The sequence below is a fragment of the Acidicapsa acidisoli genome (assembly GCF_025685625.1).
Taxonomy (GTDB): Bacteria; Acidobacteriota; Terriglobia; order Terriglobales; family Acidobacteriaceae; genus Acidicapsa; species Acidicapsa acidisoli.
This window is the reverse complement of the sequence record NZ_JAGSYI010000001.1, coordinates 1422353-1442031: the sequence shown is the minus strand read 5'-3', so window position 1 is coordinate 1442031 and position 19679 is coordinate 1422353. Positions and strand designations below refer to the sequence as shown.

18 protein-coding genes are annotated in these 19679 nt (G+C 56.9%); 5 read left to right on the top strand and 13 right to left on the bottom strand.

Features of this window, described 5'->3' with window-relative positions:
- The first annotated feature begins 173 nt into the window (after nucleotides 1-173).
- The 3 genes from OHL23_RS05730 (at nucleotide 174) to OHL23_RS05720 (ending at nucleotide 2846) form a co-directional block, all read left to right on the top strand.
- Nucleotides 174-869: an O-methyltransferase gene (locus OHL23_RS05730; protein WP_263350816.1), complete on the top strand. Its 696-nt coding sequence runs from the start codon at nucleotides 174-176 to the stop codon at nucleotides 867-869.
- A 232-nt stretch (nucleotides 870-1101) separates the two neighbouring features.
- A complete protein-coding gene (locus OHL23_RS05725; protein WP_263350815.1) occupies nucleotides 1102-1491 on the top strand; it encodes a BlaI/MecI/CopY family transcriptional regulator in 390 nt (129 codons plus the stop codon).
- Nucleotides 1488-2846 carry a M56 family metallopeptidase gene (locus OHL23_RS05720; RefSeq protein WP_263350814.1) on the top strand — a complete coding sequence of 453 codons (1359 nt, stop codon included), beginning with the start codon at nucleotides 1488-1490 and terminating at the stop codon, nucleotides 2844-2846. Before OHL23_RS05725 ends, OHL23_RS05720 begins: the two co-directional genes overlap by 4 nt.
- Nucleotides 2847-2874: 28 nt before the next feature.
- Here OHL23_RS05720 and OHL23_RS05715 read toward each other — a convergent pair whose 3' ends face one another.
- Nucleotides 2875-3345, bottom strand: coding sequence for a MarR family winged helix-turn-helix transcriptional regulator (locus OHL23_RS05715; RefSeq protein ID WP_263350813.1), 471 nt, complete (start codon nucleotides 3343-3345; stop codon nucleotides 2875-2877).
- 84 nt (nucleotides 3346-3429) lie between these two features.
- On the opposite strand from OHL23_RS05715, the gene OHL23_RS05710 reads away from it, so the two are divergent.
- Nucleotides 3430-4209 carry a VOC family protein gene (locus OHL23_RS05710; RefSeq protein ID WP_263350812.1) on the top strand — a complete coding sequence of 260 codons (780 nt, stop codon included), beginning with the start codon at nucleotides 3430-3432 and terminating at the stop codon, nucleotides 4207-4209.
- A 196-nt stretch (nucleotides 4210-4405) separates the two neighbouring features.
- A complete protein-coding gene (locus OHL23_RS05705; RefSeq protein ID WP_263350811.1) occupies nucleotides 4406-5650 on the top strand; it encodes a DUF3471 domain-containing protein in 1245 nt (414 codons plus the stop codon).
- Nucleotides 5651-5746: 96 nt separating this feature from the next.
- Here the strand turns inward: OHL23_RS05705 and OHL23_RS05700 are convergent, their stop codons facing one another.
- Genes OHL23_RS05700 through OHL23_RS05645 form a run of 12 tightly spaced genes read right to left on the bottom strand, consistent with a single transcriptional unit; the run spans nucleotide 5747 to nucleotide 19357 of the window.
- Nucleotides 5747-6085: a cytochrome C oxidase subunit IV family protein gene (locus OHL23_RS05700; RefSeq protein WP_263350810.1), complete on the bottom strand. Its 339-nt coding sequence runs from the start codon at nucleotides 6083-6085 to the stop codon at nucleotides 5747-5749.
- Between the two features lie 60 nt (nucleotides 6086-6145).
- Nucleotides 6146-6898: a cytochrome c oxidase subunit 3 gene (locus tag OHL23_RS05695; protein ID WP_263350809.1), complete on the bottom strand. Its 753-nt coding sequence runs from the start codon at nucleotides 6896-6898 to the stop codon at nucleotides 6146-6148.
- Complete coding sequence (gene ctaD, locus OHL23_RS05690) at nucleotides 6888-8549, bottom strand: cytochrome c oxidase subunit I (protein WP_263350808.1); 1662 nt, start codon at nucleotides 8547-8549, stop codon at nucleotides 6888-6890. The genes OHL23_RS05695 and ctaD overlap by 11 nt, the downstream gene beginning before the upstream one ends.
- Nucleotides 8546-9613: a cytochrome c oxidase subunit II gene (gene coxB / locus OHL23_RS05685; RefSeq protein WP_263350806.1), complete on the bottom strand. Its 1068-nt coding sequence runs from the start codon at nucleotides 9611-9613 to the stop codon at nucleotides 8546-8548. The genes ctaD and coxB overlap by 4 nt, the downstream gene beginning before the upstream one ends.
- A 14-nt stretch (nucleotides 9614-9627) precedes the next feature.
- Nucleotides 9628-10578, bottom strand: a complete 951-nt coding sequence (locus tag OHL23_RS05680; protein ID WP_263350805.1) for an SCO family protein — start codon at nucleotides 10576-10578, stop codon at nucleotides 9628-9630.
- Nucleotides 10579-10623: 45 nt separating this feature from the next.
- Nucleotides 10624-11238, bottom strand: coding sequence for a hypothetical protein (locus OHL23_RS05675; RefSeq protein ID WP_263350804.1), 615 nt, complete (start codon nucleotides 11236-11238; stop codon nucleotides 10624-10626).
- Nucleotides 11225-12511, bottom strand: a complete 1287-nt coding sequence (locus tag OHL23_RS05670; RefSeq protein WP_263350802.1) for a hypothetical protein — start codon at nucleotides 12509-12511, stop codon at nucleotides 11225-11227. Before OHL23_RS05670 ends, OHL23_RS05675 begins: the two co-directional genes overlap by 14 nt.
- Nucleotides 12512-12526: 15 nt before the next feature.
- A complete protein-coding gene (locus OHL23_RS05665) occupies nucleotides 12527-13384 on the bottom strand; it encodes a c-type cytochrome (protein WP_263350801.1) in 858 nt (285 codons plus the stop codon).
- Nucleotides 13384-13929 carry a DUF3341 domain-containing protein gene (locus OHL23_RS05660; protein ID WP_263350800.1) on the bottom strand — a complete coding sequence of 182 codons (546 nt, stop codon included), beginning with the start codon at nucleotides 13927-13929 and terminating at the stop codon, nucleotides 13384-13386. The genes OHL23_RS05665 and OHL23_RS05660 overlap by 1 nt, the downstream gene beginning before the upstream one ends.
- Entirely contained in the window at nucleotides 13929-15353 is a 1425-nt protein-coding gene (gene nrfD, locus OHL23_RS05655) for an NrfD/PsrC family molybdoenzyme membrane anchor subunit (RefSeq protein ID WP_263350798.1), read from the bottom strand. Before nrfD ends, OHL23_RS05660 begins: the two co-directional genes overlap by 1 nt.
- A gap of 15 nt (nucleotides 15354-15368) precedes the next feature.
- A complete protein-coding gene (locus OHL23_RS05650) occupies nucleotides 15369-18488 on the bottom strand; it encodes a TAT-variant-translocated molybdopterin oxidoreductase (protein WP_263350797.1) in 3120 nt (1039 codons plus the stop codon).
- Entirely contained in the window at nucleotides 18485-19357 is an 873-nt protein-coding gene (locus tag OHL23_RS05645; RefSeq protein WP_263350796.1) for a cytochrome c3 family protein, read from the bottom strand. The genes OHL23_RS05650 and OHL23_RS05645 overlap by 4 nt, the downstream gene beginning before the upstream one ends.
- Nucleotides 19358-19679: the final 322 nt, after the last annotated feature.

The following is a 19679-nucleotide window of genomic DNA, read 5'->3' as shown; positions in this document are numbered from 1 at the left end:
TGGGAACCACAAAATCCAGACCTGTTCTTGCCTTTGCCGTTGCCCTTGCTTTTCCGTCTCTCATTCCCGCAGGGAATCTGCTTTTCTCCATGCACCAACACGGAATCTCCGTTTTTCTGCGAACAGAATCCGACCTTAGCTATATTCAAACCAGCAGCCGAAGGAGCCGATCCATGCGCCAGCCCACCGACAATCCCCTATGGACCGATGTCGACGCTTATCTGAACGAAACCCTCATCTCATCCGACCCCATCCTCGAATCCGCCCTTGCAGCCAACGCCGCCGCAAACCTTCCCACCATCGACGTAAGCCCCACCCAGGGCAAATTCCTCCACCTGCTGGCCCTCCTGCAAGGCGCAACCCGCATCCTCGAAATCGGCACTCTCGGCGGCTACAGCACCATCTGGCTCGCCCGCGCACTCCCGCCCGAAGGCCATCTCATCACCCTCGAATTCGAGCCAAAACACGCCGCTGTAGCCCAGAAAAACATCGCCCACGCCGGCCTCGCGCACCTCGTAGAAATCCAGATCGGCCCAGCCGCCGACTCACTCGCGAAACTTCACGCCGCAGACCCCAAACCCTTCGACCTCATCTTCATCGACGCCGACAAGCCCAACAACCCCACCTATCTCGAATGGGCCCTGAAGCTCTCCCGCAAAGGCACCCTAATCATTGTCGACAACGTAATCCGCGACGGCGAAATCGCCAACCCCGCCAGCACTGAACCTGCCATCACCGGCACTCGCGCCATGTTTGAGATGATCGGCGCCAATCAACAAGGAAATGCGCGCCTAACCGCCACCGCCCTCCAGACCGTAGGGAGCAAAGGCTACGACGGCTTTACCTTCGCCCTCGTCACGGGCGACTAAAACCCGCTGCCTATCGAATACAAAAACATCGAGCGAAGCAGCGTAACGGAGGGAGCGGGCGGCTTCAGCCTCCCGAAGACAGATCCCACAGATCAGGGCCTTCAGGCCCGGCTTCGCTCTACTCCGGAGAATCAGACAATAGGCAGCAAAACGACCGGCGAAACCATCTCCTAAGAATTTAGTTGACAATGCCGCAATCGCAGCCTATTGTCCTAATTGTTTAGGAGTAAGAATGGCAAAGCACAAAGAAGAAACCCTAACCAAGCTCGAACTCCAGATCATGCAGGTCATCTGGAAGCAGGGCTCCAGCAACGTGAGCGCCGTGCAGGAGGGTCTCGAACAGGAGCTCGCCTACACCACCGTGCAGACCATGCTCAACATACTGCGCCGCAAAGGCAAGCTGAAGCGCAAGCTCAAGGGCCGCGCCTACGAATACAGCGCCACCGTCACCGAAGCCAACGCCTCCGGCCACGCCATCCGCGACCTCGTCGACCGCATGTTCGGTGGCTCCAGCGAAGAGTTAGTCATGAGCCTCATCAAGTCCCGTCAGATCGACCCAGACAAAATCATCGAGCTAACCAAACGCCTCGAATCCGGCAGCGCCGACGGAGCGGACAAATGAATCACATGAATCACACTTTCGCATCCTGGCTCATCGAATATCTGCTCAACTCCGTATGGCAAGTCCCACTCGTCTTCGCCGCAGCCAGTATCGCCGCACACCTCGCCCGCCCCGTCGGAGCGCGCACCGAACACCGCGTCTGGGTCAGCTCACTGATAGTCGCGACCATCCTTCCGCTCTGCAATTTCAGTCTGAGTGCGCTATGGCAGCAAGCGCTCGCTCTTGCAATAAGCGCATGGCCCGGCAAGCCAGGAGGCGGCGGTAGCATCCGAATCCTCCTCGGCTCCGGCTCAGTCCAAAGCTCCGGCCTGCATCCAGCTCCCTGGCTCGCAACCGGAATCATCAGCCTCTACGCCTGCACCGTCCTCTACTTCACAACACGCCTCGCATACGGAATCCTGCGGACAGTCCAGATTCGCAAGCAATCCCAGCCAATCCAGCAATCCAGCGAACTCACAACCCGCTTCAACCACTTCAGGCAACGCTTCCTAATCCGCAATGGCCAGCTAGCCATCTCCGATGCGGTCCACGGCCCAGTAACCATCGGCATCCGAAGACCTGCACTACTTATCCCACCCGGCTTCTTTGATCGCCTGTGCGAAGACGACCGCAGAGACGATTTAGACACCGTCCTCGCCCACGAAACCGCCCACATGCAGCGCCACGACTTCGCCAAAAATCTCCTCTACGAATTGCTCTCCCTGCCGCTGTCCTTCCATCCCATCCTCTGGCTCTTCCGCTCCCGAATCGCCGAAACCCGCGAGATGGTCTGCGACGAATCCGCCGCTCGCGCCACCGCCGGACAAGGCAGTTACGCCCGCTCCCTGCTTCGCCTCGCCACCACGCTGTCCTGCCCCACGCCCCAGCGAAACCTCCACGCCATCGGAATCCTCGATGCCAGCAACTTCGAAAGGAGAGTTATGAATCTGACCCGGAATCGCCCCAATTTAGCTGCCCCGCGAAAGTTCCTGATCGTAGCCGTCTGCGCAGCCATTGCACTCGGAACCTGTGCCTCCGCCATCGCCCTGCGAATGGAAATAGCCGGTGTAGAAACGCAGCCCGACGCGCCAAAGAAGATCCACGTCAAATCGACAGAGCTCAAGGTGATAAGCCATGCCACACCCGTCTACCCACAGGAAGCAAAAGAAAAGAGAATCTCCGGCGACGTAATTGTCGAAGCGATCATCAGCAAAGAAGGCGTTCCCAGCGAGTTGCGCATTCAGGAAGGTCCAAAGGAGTTACAGGCAAGCGCCCTCGACGCAATCCGCCAGTGGCGCTATGAACCCTTCCTTCTCAACGGAAATCCGGTTGAAGTAGAGACCACTATCACCGTCGTCTATTCACTGGCGAATTGAATCCAGGCAGCGGGTGAGGGAACTCCCTTCATCCGCCCTGCGCCAGAACCAGCAGATCCCGCCGCAGGAGCTCCGGTTTCGACTCCCCAAGCTCCCGTTCAATCTCCCCATGCACCCGCGTCCAGATCGGCACCGCATCCGCCAGCACTTGCCGCCCCTCTTGCGTCAGCCTTAGCACCTTAGTCCTGCGGTCCTCCGGCTCAGCCGTCACCAAAATCAAGCCGCGCTCAAATAACACTCTTGCCGAAGCCGTCACTGTAGTCCGATCCATCCCTAATAAATCCGCCACCGACCCGATCGTCGCCCGCGGAACCCCCGGCATATCCGGCCGATTCAGACTCATCATCAGCGAAAACTGCCCGTTCGTCAGCCCAACCGGCTTGAGCGCCTCGTCAAACCTCCGCGCCAACGCCCGCGCCGCCCGCTGCACATGTAGACAAAGGCACGTATCTCGCACTAGCAGCGTTGTTTGAAAGTTAACCTCCACAACCGTTGACATACTCGAATTATGTTGATATCAACGTACCGAGTCAATTCCGGGTGTGAATCCCCCCACCAAATCCCAACCAACAGGAGACCATCTATGTCCAGCCCAACCTGCAACTTCGCCTGGTACGAACTGATGACCACCGATACGGCCGCGGCCGGCGCCTTTTACTCCAGCGTTGTGGGCTGGACAACCAAAGATGTCAGCCAGGGATCCATGACCTATTTCACCTTCAACCTAGGCGCAGTTGGCATCGCCGGCCTCATGACCCTTCCCGAAGAGGCCAAGGCCATGAACCACCCACCCTCATGGATCGGCTACATCCACGTTCCGGATGTCGATGCTTACGGAGTCAAAGTGGTCGAAGCCGGTGGCAAGATCCTGAAACCAGCCACCGACGTGCCCGGCATGCTCCGCTTCATCGTCGTCGCAGACCTTCAGGGCACACCATTCGTCATCTTCACTTCCAATCCCAATATGCCGACTCCCACCGACCGTCCCCTACCTCCCACTCCCGGCACCGTCGGCTGGCACGAACTCTACGCCGGTGATCTCGAACCCGCCTTCACCTTCTACAGCACCCTCTTCGGCTGGGACAAAGTCACCGATATGGACATGGGTCCAATGGGCATCTATCGCATATTTGGCTACGAAGACAAACAGGTCGGGGGCATGATGACCAAGACTCCAAACGTTCCCGTGCCCTGCTGGGGATTCTACTTCCAGGTGGACGCCATCAGTGCCGCTATCGAGCGCATCAAAGCCGGCGGCGGGAGCGTCGTGAACGGTCCCATGCAGGTTCCCGGCGGTAGCTGGATCGTCCAGGGCGTCGACCCGCAAGGTGCGATGTTCTCGCTCGTCAGTTTCGAAGCTTGATCTTTGAAGCCTGATTGCTTCATTCCCCCACTTCTTCGATCAAAAAGTAGGTCCCAGAAAACAAGGGCGGCGTTTTGCGCTGCCTTTGTTTTGGGGAACCACGAAGTCCCAATTCCGGCGTCTTTCCTCGAACTTTGGTGGTACGAGAGGTCAATCTTCCTTCCCAGAAGGCCTCGACTGTGTTTGGATAAAGAACATGCAAACATCCGGCCGATCTGGGAAGGGACCAGCCGTCCCGGCTATATCCTTCTTGCTGCTGTACCTGGCCGTTTCCATCGCTCACGCAACCGTCTCCGCAACATCCCATCCTCGGGAAGCCCATCCGACTCCCCAAATTCAGGAAACTGGATTCCTCAATCGCACCATAGAAGTGCAGGGAATTACCTATCGATTTCAGGTCTACATCCCCGAAGATTTCCACCGAGCGGAGCCTGATCGAACAGCAGACAAAAAAAACGACAAGAAAAGCAACGGAACCTCAGGAAAGGAATCCGAACCTGCTCCGCCGATCATCCTCTTCTTGCACGGCCGCGGCGAACGCGGCAGCGAAGGCATGTGGCAGACCCAGATCGGCCTTCCCCAACAGCTTCGCGACCACCCCGAACGCTGGCCCTTCATCGTCGTCATGCCGCAGTGCCCTCTTCGCCATTTCTGGACTGACCCCGACATGCTGCAAATGGCCATGGCTTCCCTCGACCAGGAAGCCCGCGAATTTCACGCCGACCCCGACCGCACTTACCTCACCGGTCTCTCCCTCGGCGGCTACGGCGCCTGGGAACTCGCCCGCAATTTTCCGCATCGCTGGGCAGCGATTGCCATAGCCGCCTCAGGAGTCTTTTGGAGCTACGCCCCCGACCGCTGGCGAGAAGTTGCTACGCTCCCCGCCGAGTACGCCCGCCACCTGGGCCGCACGCCCATCTGGCTCTTTCACGGCGCCGAAGACACGACCGTCGTCCCCCGCCAGAGTGAGCTGATGTTCGAAGCGATCAAAGCCGAGAATGGCCACGTCCGCCTCTGGGACTACCAGGGTCTGCATCACGACTGCTGGACCCGCGCCTTCAATGAACCCGAACTGCCGCGCTGGCTCCTCTCGCATCGCTTAAGCCAGGTTCCCCAATTGCCGCCGCTCGCAGAACGCATCACCATCCCGCTCCACCCACCCGCCCTCAAACTTCCAACCGCGATCCTCGATACCTACGTCGGCGAATACCGCGACAGCTACAACGTTCTCGTAGCCACCATCCAGCGCCAGGGCGAACAGGTCTTCCTGCGCAACGCCCAGGGCGATGTCAATGAAATCATGGCCGAGAGCACCAGCACCTTCTTCTATCCCAGCGGCAGCCTGACCCGGCTAACCTTTGAACACGACGCTCAGGGCAGAGTCACAGGGATTCAGGTCCGCGACGATCGCCACGAAGAACTCTGGGAAAAGAAAAAGTAGAGAAGCTTGCGATTGAGTCAAGCATGAATTCCATGAAAGCAGAAGGGCCGCCGGAATGCGGCAGCCCTTTTCAGTTCAAGAGAAATGCAATGAGGCCTACCACTGTCCCCAGGCCCGGCTCATGTAATCGGCGAGCGACATACCCACGAGTATCAGGAAGGTGAAAACCCCGGCTCCCACCGTCAGCTTCATCAATCTGGAACTGTACTTGATATGCATAAAGAACAGCACCACCAGCGTCGCCTTGATGCACGCAATCGCAAGCGCCACCACTGGATTCCACGGCCCCATTTCGATCAGAGACGCACCCACCGTAAGCGCCGTCCCAACCACCAGGCACAGGAAGATCACAAAATAGACCTTAGGACTGACTATATGCTGCTCGTCCTCTGGGTGCCCAGCATTGATGTCATGATCTTGATATTTGTCCGACATATTTCCAATCCCTTCGATATCCCGAATCCCTATGCCCCAAACCCAATATCTTGACCTGTCTCAAGCATGCCGGCTGATGAGATACAGCAGCGGAAACAGGAAGATCCACACAATATCGACAAAGTGCCAGTACAGCCCAAAGTTCTCCACAAACGCGATATGCCCGTTCATGTATCCGCCATGCGACGCCTTCCAAAGCATGCCGCTCAGCAGCACCATTCCGATAACCATGTGCAGAGCGTGCATGCCCGTCATGGCGAAGTAGAGCGAGAAATAAACCTCGGTCTTGGCCGCCATATCCGGGGCCAGCGGCTTCTCCCCGGTCTTCAACGCCTCGGCGCTCGGATGCACAAACCCCTGAGAGTTGAAGTGGAATATCTCGCCCGGAATATGATGCAGTTCATACTTCTCGTGATACTCGTCGTACTTGATCCCGAGAAAGACAGCTCCCAGAATCAGCGTTCCTATCAGGGACCAGATCAATCCCTTGCTGCGTTTCGTCTCCGCACACCACACGCCCATCGCCATCGTAAAGCTCGAGGAGATCAGCACAAAGGTGTTAATCGTACCCTCCCAGAGATTCAGCGTGTGCGAAGCCGCCACAAATGCTGGGAAATACCAGTTCCGGTAAATCAAGTACGCCGTGAATAGCCCGCCGAAGAACATGATTTCCGTCAGCAGGAACAGCCACATCCCAAAGCTCACAGTCTCGTTCTGCTGCTCCATCGAGACAAAGTGATGTCGCTGATACGCCGGATGTTCACTGTGCCCCTCTTCGTGGCCCACTACCGCTACTGCGTGACTATCCGACATGCGTCACCTCATGCTCCTTCTGGCGCTCCAGCCACTCATAGTCGTACACATCCTGCGTCACAATCGGAATCGTCGTGAAGTTTTCCGTCAGCGGCGGTGATTGAATCTGCCACTCAAGTCCCGTAGCTTGCCAGGGATTGTTCCCGGCCACTTCGCCATACTTGAGCGACCAGATCAGGTAGATCATTGGTAGCAGATAACCCACACCCAGAATGGAAGCACCCGCCGTCGAAAACACATTCAGCACCTGAAACTCATGTGGATAAGCCGCATACCGCCGCGGCATGCCCAACATTCCCAGCAGGAACTGCGGAAAGAAGGTGAAATTGAAGCCGATAAACGTGACCACGGCCGCGAGCTGAGAGATCTTCTCGGGATACATGCGCCCCGTCATCTTCGGCCACCAGAAATGGACGCCCGAAAGGAACGCCATCAGCATCCCGCCCACCATCACAAAATGGAAGTGCGCGACGATGAAGTAAGTCTCGGTCAGGTGAATATCGGTCCCGGAAGAACCAAGGAAAACGCCCGTCAATCCGCCGATCGTGAAAAGCCCCATGAATCCGAAGGCATACAGCATCGGCGTTTCAAAGGTGATCGAGCCCTTGTACAACGTGAACGCCCAATTGAAGATTTTGATCGCCGAGGGCACCGCGACAAGCATGGTGAGGAGCGAGAATACCAGCACCGCGTAGTTCGAGACGCCCATGATGAACATATGGTGCGCCCATACAAAGAAGCCGAAGACCGCGATCGCCACCGATGAGAAGGCCACAGCCGTGTAGCCAAAAACCCGCTTACGGCTGAAGGTTGAGATCACCTCGGAGATGACGCCCATCCCCGGCAGAATCATGATGTACACAGCCGGATGGGAATAGAACCAGAACAAATGCTGAAAGAGAATCGGATCGCCGCCCTTGGTCGGATCAAAAACCCCAATCCCTATCGTGCGTTCCAGGACTACAAGGACCAGCGTGATCGCCAGCACCGGCGTTCCCAGCACCATCAGAATCGAAGCTGCGTAATGCGCCCAGCAAAAAAGCGGCAACTTGAACCACGTCATACCCGGCGCGCGCATCCGGTGAATCGTGACGATGAAGTTCAATCCGGTAAAGATCGAGCTGAATCCTGCCACGAAGATCGCCAACCCGGTCGTAATGACATTCGTGTTGGAGAAGTGCGTTGACATCGGCGTCGTGAAGGTCCAGCCCGTATCCACTCCGCCCGTGATCATCGCCGTCAGCGTCATTCCGCCGCCGACCAGATAGAGGTACCAGCTCAACAGATTGATCTTCGGGAAGGCCAAGTCTTTGGCCCCGATCATGATCGGGATGAGAAAATTCCCCAGTGTCGCCGGCACAGAAGGCACCAGGAACAGGAAGACCATGATCACGCCGTGCATCGTGAAGACCTTGTTATAGGTATCCGAGGCCATCAGGTCCGACTGCGGCGTAAGCAACTCCAGTCGGATCATACCCGCAAGGGCGCCGCCAATGAAGAAAAAGAAGGTGATCGAGATCAGATAGAGAACCGCGATCCGCTTATGATCCCCCGTCAACAGCCAGCTCAGCAGGCCGTTTTCATTGGTCAGATAATTGCGCTTCGGTATTCGTGCTGTTGCCTGGTCGGGAAGACTCACGATGGTACTCATGGTTTTGCTACCCCCTGCGCACTGGCTCCCTTGGCAGGAACCTTGTCGGGTTGCTCCGGCAACAGCGCCGTCGTATTCAGCGTCTGCTGCACCCGGTAATTCGTACTCAGATTCTTGATGTACTCAACCAGCGAAATTAGCCCTTCTTCGCTGACTTGACCTTGATACGTCGGCATAATCGGCGCATAACCCTGCGTGATATGCGCCGACGGATTCAGAATAGCCTGCCGCAGATACGCTTCATCCACGAGCACCGGCTGTCCCGTTGATAACGTCAATTTTGAGCCATACACATTAGCGAGGCTCGGCCCGCGCGAGTCCGGCTGGCCATTGTGGCAAGCGTTGCAACTGAGGCTCGCGAAAAGCCGCTCGCCATTCTGCGCCAGCGAAACGCCGCTGGTCGAATCCGCAAGCCACTTTTTGTAATCCTCAGGCGTCAGGACATCCACCTCGCCAATCATCGCCGAGTGGTTCGTACCGCAATACTGCGTGCAGAACAGGTGATAGGTACCTACCTGCGTCGCCTCAAACCAAACGGTGGTATAGCGCCCCGGAATCGCTTCGCGTTTCACGCGGAAAGCAGGAATCGAGAAGCTATGGAAGACGTCCTGCGAAATCAGTGTAATTTGAATCGGCTGATTGATCGGCACATGGAGCGAGTTGATCTCATGCTGGCCGCCTGGATGTTCCGCCTTCCACATCCACTGCTTTCCAACGACGTAGATGTTCATCGCATTCGGTGGAGGTGTATAGATGCGGAAGTACAACACCGATCCCCAGACAAACATCACCAGGAACAAGCCCAGAGGAATGATAGTCCAGGTCGCTTCCAGCAGCGTCGACCCCTCGATCTGTACCGCGACCGGATGCTTTTCGCGGCGATACAGAATCGAAAATGCCGTCACCAGCAGCCCGACGAGCACAAGCCCCACCAGGCTTACCAGGGTCATGAACACCAGCAGCGCGTCCACCTGAGGCGCAATCCGCGACGCCTCCGGCGGAATGATCGCGAAGTTGGTCATCCACTTGACTAAAAATTGCCACAGTACTGGACTTAATCCCATAATCCGTTATCCGTTCACCTTTGTTCCGGTCGCATATGATTCGATTGCGAAATTCCGTTCGCATGAATTTCCGGTTGCCGAGCGTCTCTGCGAAACATTACGAGCATGAATCCGCCCAAACCCAGCACCATCACCAGACCACCCAGTTGCATCACTCGCGCCACGATCAGGCTGTGCGAGTTCGTGGCCGGATCGTAGTGGTAGCAATAGGTCAAAATGTTATCGACCGGCGTTCCGATCTTGTTCGATGAGGCCTCTACCAGGCCCAGACGCAAGTCCTTCGGGGAATACTCAACCCCCATGTAGTACTGCGCCAGCTTTCCCTGCGGTGTCACGATCTGAATTGCACTTGCGTGCGCGAACTGATTGAGCTTCCCATCCGGTCCCGGAATCTTGGTATAACCGAATCCAACCGTCTTCGTCAGCGCATCGATTTCCGGCTGCTTCCCTGTCAGGAAATGCCATCCATCCGCGGTCTCAGGCTGGCCATAACGCTTCACGTAGCTGCGCTTCTTGGCTGCCGCCAGATCCGGTCCTTCCGTCGGATCGATACTGACAACGATCACCTCGAAGTCCTTGCCTGGCTTTACATCCACCATCCGCAGTGCCGAAGTGAGTCCATTCAATTCCTCAGAACAAAGCATCGGGCACTGATAGTAGACAAGAGCCAGAATCGCCGGGTGCTTGCCGAAGTAGCTGCCAAGCTGAATCTGCTTTCCCGTCTCATCCACAAAGCTGAGCCCGAGCGGTAGTTGCGCATTCAGATTCTGCGAGATTCCTACCTTATCGAGAATCGCTGGCGGATGGTCATTCTCAGGCCCAACCTGCTTATCACCCGGCTGCGAAACCTGCGCTGCCGCGCTCGTCGTGCATATCGCCAGCAGCGCCGCACTCACCGCAATCAACACCGAGGTGGCAAGCGTCGCCATCTTGGGGTCTTTCCGATTTGTGACTGCCGTGATCATTGTTCCCTACTTCCTGGTCCCTATTCGGTTCGTCCTAAGTTCAAGCTATTCCTTGGACTTCAGCGCTTCTGCCTTGGCGGTCTGATCCTGCTCATAGCCTGTCCGCGCAAATCCGTCGGTTAGAGGCGCCTTCACAACCGGTACAGAATCCTCGGCCAACAGAGGCGTCTCACTCGCAACCGGAGCCACCGGCAGTCCCCGCTCTGCCACCAACTCCATGGCTCGATCGATCGGAATCCTCAGGATCCCCTTGCTCTCGTCTACCCAGCTGTAATTCTCCAGGAGCAAGTCTTCCTTGGCATGAATGTCCATGATCTCCTGGTATCCGTCATCAGTCTGCAAACGAGGCGACGGAAAGCGGCTCGCCAGTTGCGCGAACTGCTGTTGAAGTTCCGGGCTGCTGGCCAAGTTACCCAGTTTGCGGACATCCACTGGATGATTCCACTTCGTCGTCGGTCCGTCTGCCTTCGCCAACTCGTGATTGATCACCTTGCCAATCCCGACGCAAAGCACCGCTGTAACCGCCACGAAAATTCCCAGAGCGGTCAGAAACACAACGATGCCAGAAACCTGTACGTCCGTCTCTTCGTAGCCGAGCGAAGCGTCGACCTTTGTTTCTTTCGGCTCGTGATATTCAAAAGCGGAGTTAGGCGTGTGCATGTTCCGGCTCCAGAATCTCCGCTAGATGCGGGTCGTTTGTCTGTACCAGCGGACGCGATTGCAACTGTATGCAGTAATACGCCACCCACAGTGCGGTCATCGCTACCGGCACGGCTATGTATTCAAGAATTCCCCAGCTGAAGTGCAGGTTCCGCGCCGCATCCTTGAAATTCGGCTCAACGAGCCAGAACAAATCAAAAAACTTGGCGAAGATCATCCACTGGCATACACGAATAAGCCGCTTCTTGTTCTTCTTGATATCCCGCGACAGCAGTAGCGAGAAGGGAACAAGCCAGTGGAAGATAAAGTCCAGCGTGCAAACGATCCCCCAATGCCCGTTGATGCGATCCATGTACCACGGAATCTCTTCCGGCAGATTGCCCGACCAGATAATCAGGAACTGCGCGAAAGCCAGATACATATTCAGCATGACGAAGGCGAACGTGAACTTGCCCAGATCATACTGTTCTGTTCCGCGCAGAATAGTCTTGAACGGCTCAGCCTTGGATAGAGCCATCGAGGTTATCAGCGCGAGCGCCAGCACTTGGTAGCCTTGCCCAACCAGAAAAAGCAATCCATATACAGACGAGTACCAGGTCACGTCCATCGACATAACCCAGTAAATCACCATCGCGGTCATTGTCAGCGAATACACAACCATCCCGAAGCCTGAGATGTTCTCAAACTTCTTGATCCAGTAAGGTGTATTCGCCAGGGTGTCTTTTTCGCGCCGCAGACTCTGCGTGTTCAGCTGCCAGGTGTAGTAGCCCCAAATCGCAAAGCAGATCAGGCTCACGATCCAGTAAGTTCCAACATTCAGCATCGGTCGCTTCCATTCAATAGCGTGCTGAATCGTCTGGAGCTGTTCGGACGTAATAAGTTTCGCATTAAAGCTGTCCAGAGCCATCTGAGGATTGGCCCACATATAAAGGCGCTTCAGCATGAAACCCAACGCTATCCAGTACAGGATGATCAGCGGCAGCGTCCGGCTCATTGCCTCCAGAGGACGCCGCAAGAGCAGCCCCCACTTTCCTCCCGTGACGTACTGCAGCATCAGGAGCAACAGGCCGCCACAGCAGAATCCGAAGTTCAGCACCAGCCCAACTGCCCAGGCGCGATAGACGTGATCCATCGAGCCATCCAGGAAGGCCAGGACCACGGCCGTCACCGTGAAAAGAACCGCGATCATCAGCGCCCGCGCCTTCCATGCGTTCACGAATGGAGGTGCGCTCAAATCCGCGGGAAGTACCTTTGCGTGAGAAACGTGTGCCATCCGGTTTCCCGCTCCCTAATTCCCCGCCTTCGGCGTCATCGACGCTTCGGGCGGCTTGCTTGAAGTTGACTTGCTTGCCGGTGCAGCTGAATTCGGAATAAAGATCTTAGGGTCTGCCGGATAGGCCGGAGCCATTGCCGGAGTTCCTTCCTTCTCGTTCGCCGGATAGGCCTGAATTGCCGTCGTCGGAAGATCCCATGGCGCGGCAAAGCCTTCCGGCAATCCCTTGGCCACCGCGACATCCTTCAGGTTCTCGACCTTGGCGCCCGTCGCTACATCCTTCTCCGTCGCATTCTGGCTGAGTTGCAACGCACGGATATATGCCGCGACTGCCCAGCGCTCCTCTGGGGCCAATTGCGCCGAGTAATCCGGCATTGCCCCATAGCCATGCGTCATCACATAAAAATAATGACTCAGCGGCTGCGCACGGCGGACTTGGTCATTCAGATTTGCCGCCGGCTTGTACCCCCGCTGCACGACCGCGCCAAGACCATTGCCCACACGCGAATGGCAAGGCGTGCAGTAGACATTGAACCGTTCCTGTCCCTTCTGAAGAACAGTCAGCGTTGCCGGGAACGGAAGCAGATCCTTTTCCTCTCGATAACCGTTGGCCCCTGGAACTGTTCCTGTATAGAAGTAGGTGTCTTCATGCAATCCGCCGCGTGCAACGGTATTCTCAACCTGGGGCCTGGCGGAACGATGATCCGCAAAAAACTCAGTGCCCCGCTGCGGAATGAACTTTGGCTGGTTGTGCATGTCCTGCCGGCAGCCCACTACGAATAATGCCCCGGCAGCCACAACAAGAGCGGTTGCCGTCCTGAGCCGGGCAAAGGATCGGCCGTCTTGATTTTCAAATGGGAAGGCTCTGCGCATCAGTACTCCACCTCCACCACCGACGTCGGCCCGAAGCTCTCGAGATACGCGCGTGTCTCGGTGAGGTCAAATTTCGGGTCCAGCGCCTCCAGGCAAAGGAAAAACTTATCATCGGTCGCGCCGCTGCGAAAATTTGGCGCATTGAACAGCGGATGATACGGACTCGGCAGACCGTTCAAGGCCAGCATCCCAAAGCATGCCGAGAGGCCCGCAAACAAAATCGTCCATTCATACGCAGGCACAACGAACGCCGGCCACGAATACGTTGGTCTACCGCCGACGTTCAGCGGATATGCCAGCGTCGAGATCCACGTCTCCAGCGAAAACATCGCGCACAGCCCCATCAATCCACCGACGAGTGTGACCAGCGGAACCTTGTTCTTGTGGAAGCCGATCGCTTCCGCCGCCTCTTCCACCGGATACGGCGTATAGCAGTCCATTCGCCGCCAGCCGTCCTTGTACGCGGCCTGCGCCGCTCTTACAAGGTCCGACGGTGTATCGAATTCGGCAAGCATGCCGTAGATTCCTTCAACAGGTACAGGCATCAGTCACCAGCCCCGGCTGCCGTCTCGGTCTTAGGAGTAATCTTGGCCGCTGGCAGCATCATCTTGATTTCGTTCATAGGGATCATGGGCAGAAAGCGCACAAACAATAGAAACAGTGTTGTGAACAGTCCCAACGTCCCCACAAATGTTGCGTAATCCCACTTCGTAGCGCGGTAGGTGCCCCACGAAGAAGGCAGAAAATCTCGGTACAAACTGGTCACAACGATCACGAACCGCTCGAACCACATGCCCGTATTCACAATCAGCGACAGGATGAACATGAAGGCGATATTGGTCCTGAGTTTGCGCACCCAGAGCGTGGTCAGCGGAAACGCGATGTTGCAGAAGATGAGAACTCCATACGACCAGCCCATCGGCCCAAACATGCGGTTCCACATCATGAAGAACTCCCAGTGCGATGCAGAGTACCAGGCCATAAAGACTTCCATGCCGTACCCGTACGCCACAATGCCACCCGTGCCCAGCATCACCTTGCCCATATTGTCGATATGGCGCTCGGTGACCAGCTCCTCCAGGTGGTAAAACTTGCGCAATGGAATGGCCAGCGTGAGCACCATAGCGAAGCCCGAGTAGATAGCGCCCGCCACAAAGTAGGGCGGAAAGATCGTCGTATGCCAGCCCGGCAGCACCGCAACCGCAAAGTCGAAGCTGATGACCGTATGCACCGAAAGGACCAGCGGCGTCGCCAAACCTGCTAGCAGAAGAGAAGCAGTCTCATACCGCATCCAATGCCGGACTGAGCCGCGCCATCCCACCGACAGAAGCCCGTAAACGTATTGCGCAAACTTCGACTTCGCCCGGTCGCGCAGCGTGCCAAAATCGGGAATCATGCCCATGTACCAGAACACGATCGAAATCGTCGCATACGTCGAAACCGCGAAAACGTCCCACAAGAGCGGCGATCGGAACTGCGGCCACACATTCATCGTCAGTGGCAGCGGGAAGAGCCAGTACGAGAGCCAGGGCCGGCCCACGTGAATCAGTGGAAACATGCCGGCGCAGACCACCGCGAAGATGGTCATCGCTTCGGCAAATCGGTTGATCGAGTTACGCCAGCCTTGCTTGAAGAGCAGCAGAATTGCCGAGATCAGCGTTCCTGCATGGCCGATACCGATCCACCAGACAAAGTTGATGATTGCAAAGCCCCACGCTACCGGTTGCGTGATCGCCCAGATTCCCACGCCCTTTAGAAACAGCCAGGTCACCGCCACGAGCACCAGCATTGCGACCGAACCGGCAATCGCGAGAAACCCCAGAAAACCCAGCGAGGTCTTGGGCGTCAGCACAATGTCCGAAATCTTTGCCGTCACCGACTTGAAGGTCTGTCCCGGCGCGAGTACCCGGAACTCCCCTGTCAGGGGGTCGATCATCGGATCTTGAGGTTTGATATCCTTCGTTGCCATCGCCAGTAGCGCCTCTTAACCCTTTGCCGGAGCGTGCTCTTCAGGCGCTTCGGCAAGTTCGGGGTTGGGATTGAGAACCGCGGCCAAGTACTGTGTCCGCGGACGAGTGTTGATATCAGCCAGCACCGAATAGCTCCGCTCGCTACCGCGAAGTTTTGCCACCTTGCTGGTCTTGTCGTTGATATTGCCGAAGGTAATCGCGGATGCCGGGCATGCCTGCTGGCAGGCCGTCACAATCTCACCGTCGCGGATTGCACGATTTTCCTTGTCGGCGTCTATCTTCGCCTCGGAGATGCGCTGCACGCAGTAGCTGCACTTCTCCATCACGCCGCGCGACCGCACCGAAACATCCGGGTTGCGCATCAGCTTCAGGCTCTCCGTCTCAAAATCCGAATAAAGCAGGAAGTTGAATCGGCGCACCTTGTACGGGCAGTTGTTCGAGCAGTAGCGAGTACCCACACAGCGGTTGTACACCATCGTGTTCAACCCCTCGGGCGTATGCACCGTCGCACCTACCGGGCAAACCTGTTCGCAGGGAGCATTTTCGCAATGCTGGCAAGCCATCGGCTGGAAGTGTGCCCGCGGCGCAGCCAGGTCGCCTTCAAAATACGTATCAATCCTGAGCCATTGCATGTTACGGCCAATACGCACCTGCTGCTTGCCCACTACCGCGATATTGTTCTCCGCATAGCAGCTCACAATGCAGGCATTGCAGCCCGTGCAACTGTTCAAGTCGATCGACATGCCCCAGGCATTGTCCTTGTACTCCCAGTTAGGGAAGAGGCTCGTCTCGAACTCGTCCTTCGGATGCTCTTCACCCTCGTTGGCAAATCCGGGATTAGCCTTATACTCTTCAAGCGTCGCCGAGCGAATCACGCCGCGCGTCTCCGCCTCGTTCGCTTCGAGCGAATAGTTACCGTCGCCCTTGCCGCCGGCCAGTTTGCCGCGATGATCCTGAAAATGACTCTTGGTCACTGCCAGGCCCCACTTGCCATCAACCTTCTTGACCGACCCAGTCGTATAGAACGGAGCATCCGAAGTCCGAACCAGATAGGCATTGAATCCCGCTCCGGAACCAACGCGGCCAGCCGCCTCGCGACCATAACCCAGGTGGACCGTAACCGAGTTATCCGGATGACCTGGAGCCCACAGGATCGGCGCCTTCACCTTGCGCTCGCCGACCGCAATCTCGACGATATCGCCCTCTTCCAACCCAAGCTTGGTCATTGTTGCGCCCGAAAAGAGCGCCGCGTTGTCCCACGCCAGATTAATCACCGGCTTCGGCAATTCCTGCAGCCAGCCAACATTCGAGTAGCGCCCGTCATAGACATTCGGATCGGGCCGGAAAATAATCTCAAACGCATCCTTCGCAGAAGGAGCAGGCGCGCTGACCTGACCTGCCTTCATGGATGCGGGGACCGCAAACGCAGTACCGTCGATCCAGCCCGCATGAAGCGCCTTGCGCCAGTTCAATTCAAAGTCGCCCGCCTTGGAGAGCACCGGCTTCCACGTTTCGCGCACTGCCTCGTAGGCCGAAATCGTAGGCTCATCCAACATCGCCTGGATCAGGTCGTGCGCCGTATGCCCCTGGTAGAGCGGCTCGATCATCGGTTGTATGACCGATACGGTCCCGTCATAGCTGCGAACATCCGACCATGACTCCAGATAGTGCGCCGCGGGCAGATGCCAGATCGCCTCCAGGCCCGTTTCATCGACGTGCGATCCAAGATGCACCGACATCTTGGCTTCGCTCAATGCCGTCTTGAAATCGAAGTCCGCCGGAGCGTCGTACACGGGATTCGAATTCAGTACGATCAGCCAGTCGACCTTGCCCGCATTCAGATCCGCAACCAGCGCCTTGAAGTCCTCGATCTGATCAGGAGAAGCAAAGGGTCTGCCCTCAGACTCCACAGACGCCTTGACCGTCTTGCCCACATTGCCCAGAGCATCGTTGATCGCAAGCGCCAGCGTAGCAACCGATGGATCCTGATACAGCCCGGGAATCACAACACTCTTGCCAGCATTGGCCTTCAAGTCCTTCGCTAGTGCGGCGAGAAATTTACTCTGCTCAGCGCTCCAGCTATAGCTCGGAGCCGAAACTCCGGATGCCCCAACCGCACTTGCCAGCGCCGCCGCGAACGCCGGAATCTCACTGGCCCGCAGGCTCAGCCGGTGCTCGGCCTTCATGCCAGTAGTTGTCGGCGTGCTCTCAATTGCATAGAGCCGATTCAGCGTCTTGTCGCCATCAGCAAGCTTGCGCCGTTTGGCGTACTCCCGAATCAGCTGATGCGAACCAGGATAGCCAGCCCCCGAAAGAAAATCTGCATCGAGCGCCACAATCACATCAGCGTCGGCCAAGGAATACTGCGGACTGGCGCCCTTTGAAAACACCGTCCCTGCCAGCGCCGGATCGTACTGCACCAGCTTCGCCTTGGGATATGTCTTCTGCGCCTCAGCCCACTGCCGCTGCAAAGTCGGCGAAGTAAACGAAGTGCTCAGAAAATAAATGCCCTCGCCGCCATTCGCTTTCCCAGCATTCAGCCGCTCACGATAAGCCTGAAGAAACTCCGGCCATTCCGCCGCATTCCCACGCAGCAAAGCATGTTGCGAACGATCTGGATCATAGAGATCCAGCAGCGTTCCCTGCGTGAAGACATCGGAAGAGCCCTGATTGTACGGATGGTCCGGATTGCCATCGACTTTGATCGGCCGGAAGGCATCGCTCTTCACCAGCAACGGAATGCCGCCCGTCGGGAAGGGATGCGCCGTAGCGAAATAATTCGACTTGCCCAGCACCAGGTCTTCCGGCTGCTTGACATAGGGATAAATCGGCTCGTCCGGCTGCTTCGTACAACCCGCGAGGCCAGCCAGCGCCATCGAAGCTCCCATCAGCTTCATAAAGCCGCGCCGCGAAACCGGATCGATCCACTCCTGCGCCTGGTCCGGAAACTCCTTCGCTACCGCCGCTTCAAACTCCGGCGTCCCGGCCAGCTCGTCAATCGACCGCCAGTAGCGCTTACCCTTCTTGCCCTCAAGCTGCTTGCGAACCTCGGCCAGAGTTAGCGCCGGCGAAGCATCCGCACCATGATTCCCATTCTCTTGCCGCATCATTCCGTTCCCGCTCTCGCTGCTCATCGGTGGCATACCTCGCAGCTGGAAAGCTCATTCGGCTTGCGAATCTTGTAGTGGTCGATCAGAAAGTTGCCCAGCTCCCGCTGACTGGTGAACTTGGTGTAATTCCCGGCCGTCGACAACATTACCAGCCGATCTCCCGCCTCGGCCGCAGCCGGACGCATTCCCGGCAGCTTCAACCCATTCAGATCCAGCGAAGCAACCTCGGTCTTGCCCGGCTCGCTCGTCTGACAGTTCACACTCTGTGCTGTCGGCTTGCCTGACTTTTCCTCAGAAACCGAACACCAAACCGGCTTCTCGCTCGACGGACCTTCCCAAGCCATGTTGTATACTTGGTTAACGGGACGGAGGTTTTTCGCCGGATCGCGATGGCAGTTCAAGCACCACTCCATCTGCAACGTATTCTGCTGATACATCAGAGGCATCAGGTCCACTCGGCCATGGCAGCTCGAACAGCCCAGGCCCTTATTTACATGAATGGAGTGATTAAAGTAGACGTAATCCGGAAGGTCGTGCACCTTGGTCCAGACAATTGATTCGTTGGTAGCCCAGCTCTTACGTACAGGCTCCAGGAGTGCCGCATTGGTCCAGATCTGCGCGTGACAGTTGATGCAAGTCTTGGTGGGCGGAATCCCCGCGTAGCTCGACTTCTCGACAGTGACGTGGCAGTACTGACACTGCAGGCCCAATCCCTGCACATGATGCTTGTGGCTGAACGGTACCGGCTGGTCCGGCCGCTGACCTTGTCGCGTCACCCAGGGCGAACGCTGCAGTGAATCCAGCGTTACACCGAGTGCGATCACGATCAATCCCGTCAGGACCAGGCTCATGCGTGCCAGCGCGTTCGAGCTTCGGTCAAAAATCTGCGCCATGAATGCTTCCCTGCTTCCGGTTATTCCAAACTCTCATGTGTGCGTCCCCGCCGCACCGGCGGTTTCACAGGGTATTGCAACCAACGATTCTGCGTATAGCTGTCCTGCGACTTCCTTGGTACGAATTGCCTGAATCCGTGATGTCTGAATCTGCCCTTTTCTAGACCCGCGATTCGAGATGGCCTCGAACTGGGTTTTAGGAGCCTGGGAACATGAAGCAGGTCCGTAGTTTTTAGAGCGAGCTTTTTTTCTTCGTTCTTGCTGAAAAATCACTATATCAGCCGAATGTGACGAAGCGCACCAAAGGTTCTCGCGATCCGCA

Coding starts and splice junctions, on each gene's coding strand:
- OHL23_RS05715 (WP_263350813.1), bottom strand. CDS start 3,345: ATGTCAACGGTTGTGGAGGTTAACTTTCAAACAACGCTGCTAGTGCGA.
- OHL23_RS05680 (WP_263350805.1), bottom strand. CDS start 10,578: ATGATCACGGCAGTCACAAATCGGAAAGACCCCAAGATGGCGACGCTT.
- OHL23_RS05705 (WP_263350811.1), top strand. CDS start 4,406: ATGCAAACATCCGGCCGATCTGGGAAGGGACCAGCCGTCCCGGCTATA.
- OHL23_RS05725 (WP_263350815.1), top strand. CDS start 1,102: ATGGCAAAGCACAAAGAAGAAACCCTAACCAAGCTCGAACTCCAGATC.
- nrfD (WP_263350798.1), bottom strand. CDS start 15,353: ATGGCAACGAAGGATATCAAACCTCAAGATCCGATGATCGACCCCCTG.
- OHL23_RS05695 (WP_263350809.1), bottom strand. CDS start 6,898: ATGTCGGATAGTCACGCAGTAGCGGTAGTGGGCCACGAAGAGGGGCAC.
- OHL23_RS05650 (WP_263350797.1), bottom strand. CDS start 18,488: ATGAGCAGCGAGAGCGGGAACGGAATGATGCGGCAAGAGAATGGGAAT.
- OHL23_RS05675 (WP_263350804.1), bottom strand. CDS start 11,238: ATGCACACGCCTAACTCCGCTTTTGAATATCACGAGCCGAAAGAAACA.
- OHL23_RS05660 (WP_263350800.1), bottom strand. CDS start 13,929: ATGCCTGTACCTGTTGAAGGAATCTACGGCATGCTTGCCGAATTCGAT.
- OHL23_RS05720 (WP_263350814.1), top strand. CDS start 1,488: ATGAATCACATGAATCACACTTTCGCATCCTGGCTCATCGAATATCTG.
- OHL23_RS05670 (WP_263350802.1), bottom strand. CDS start 12,511: ATGGCACACGTTTCTCACGCAAAGGTACTTCCCGCGGATTTGAGCGCA.
- OHL23_RS05700 (WP_263350810.1), bottom strand. CDS start 6,085: ATGTCGGACAAATATCAAGATCATGACATCAATGCTGGGCACCCAGAG.
- OHL23_RS05645 (WP_263350796.1), bottom strand. CDS start 19,357: ATGGCGCAGATTTTTGACCGAAGCTCGAACGCGCTGGCACGCATGAGC.
- OHL23_RS05710 (WP_263350812.1), top strand. CDS start 3,430: ATGTCCAGCCCAACCTGCAACTTCGCCTGGTACGAACTGATGACCACC.
- coxB (WP_263350806.1), bottom strand. CDS start 9,613: ATGGGATTAAGTCCAGTACTGTGGCAATTTTTAGTCAAGTGGATGACC.
- OHL23_RS05665 (WP_263350801.1), bottom strand. CDS start 13,384: ATGCGCAGAGCCTTCCCATTTGAAAATCAAGACGGCCGATCCTTTGCC.
- ctaD (WP_263350808.1), bottom strand. CDS start 8,549: ATGAGTACCATCGTGAGTCTTCCCGACCAGGCAACAGCACGAATACCG.
- OHL23_RS05730 (WP_263350816.1), top strand. CDS start 174: ATGCGCCAGCCCACCGACAATCCCCTATGGACCGATGTCGACGCTTAT.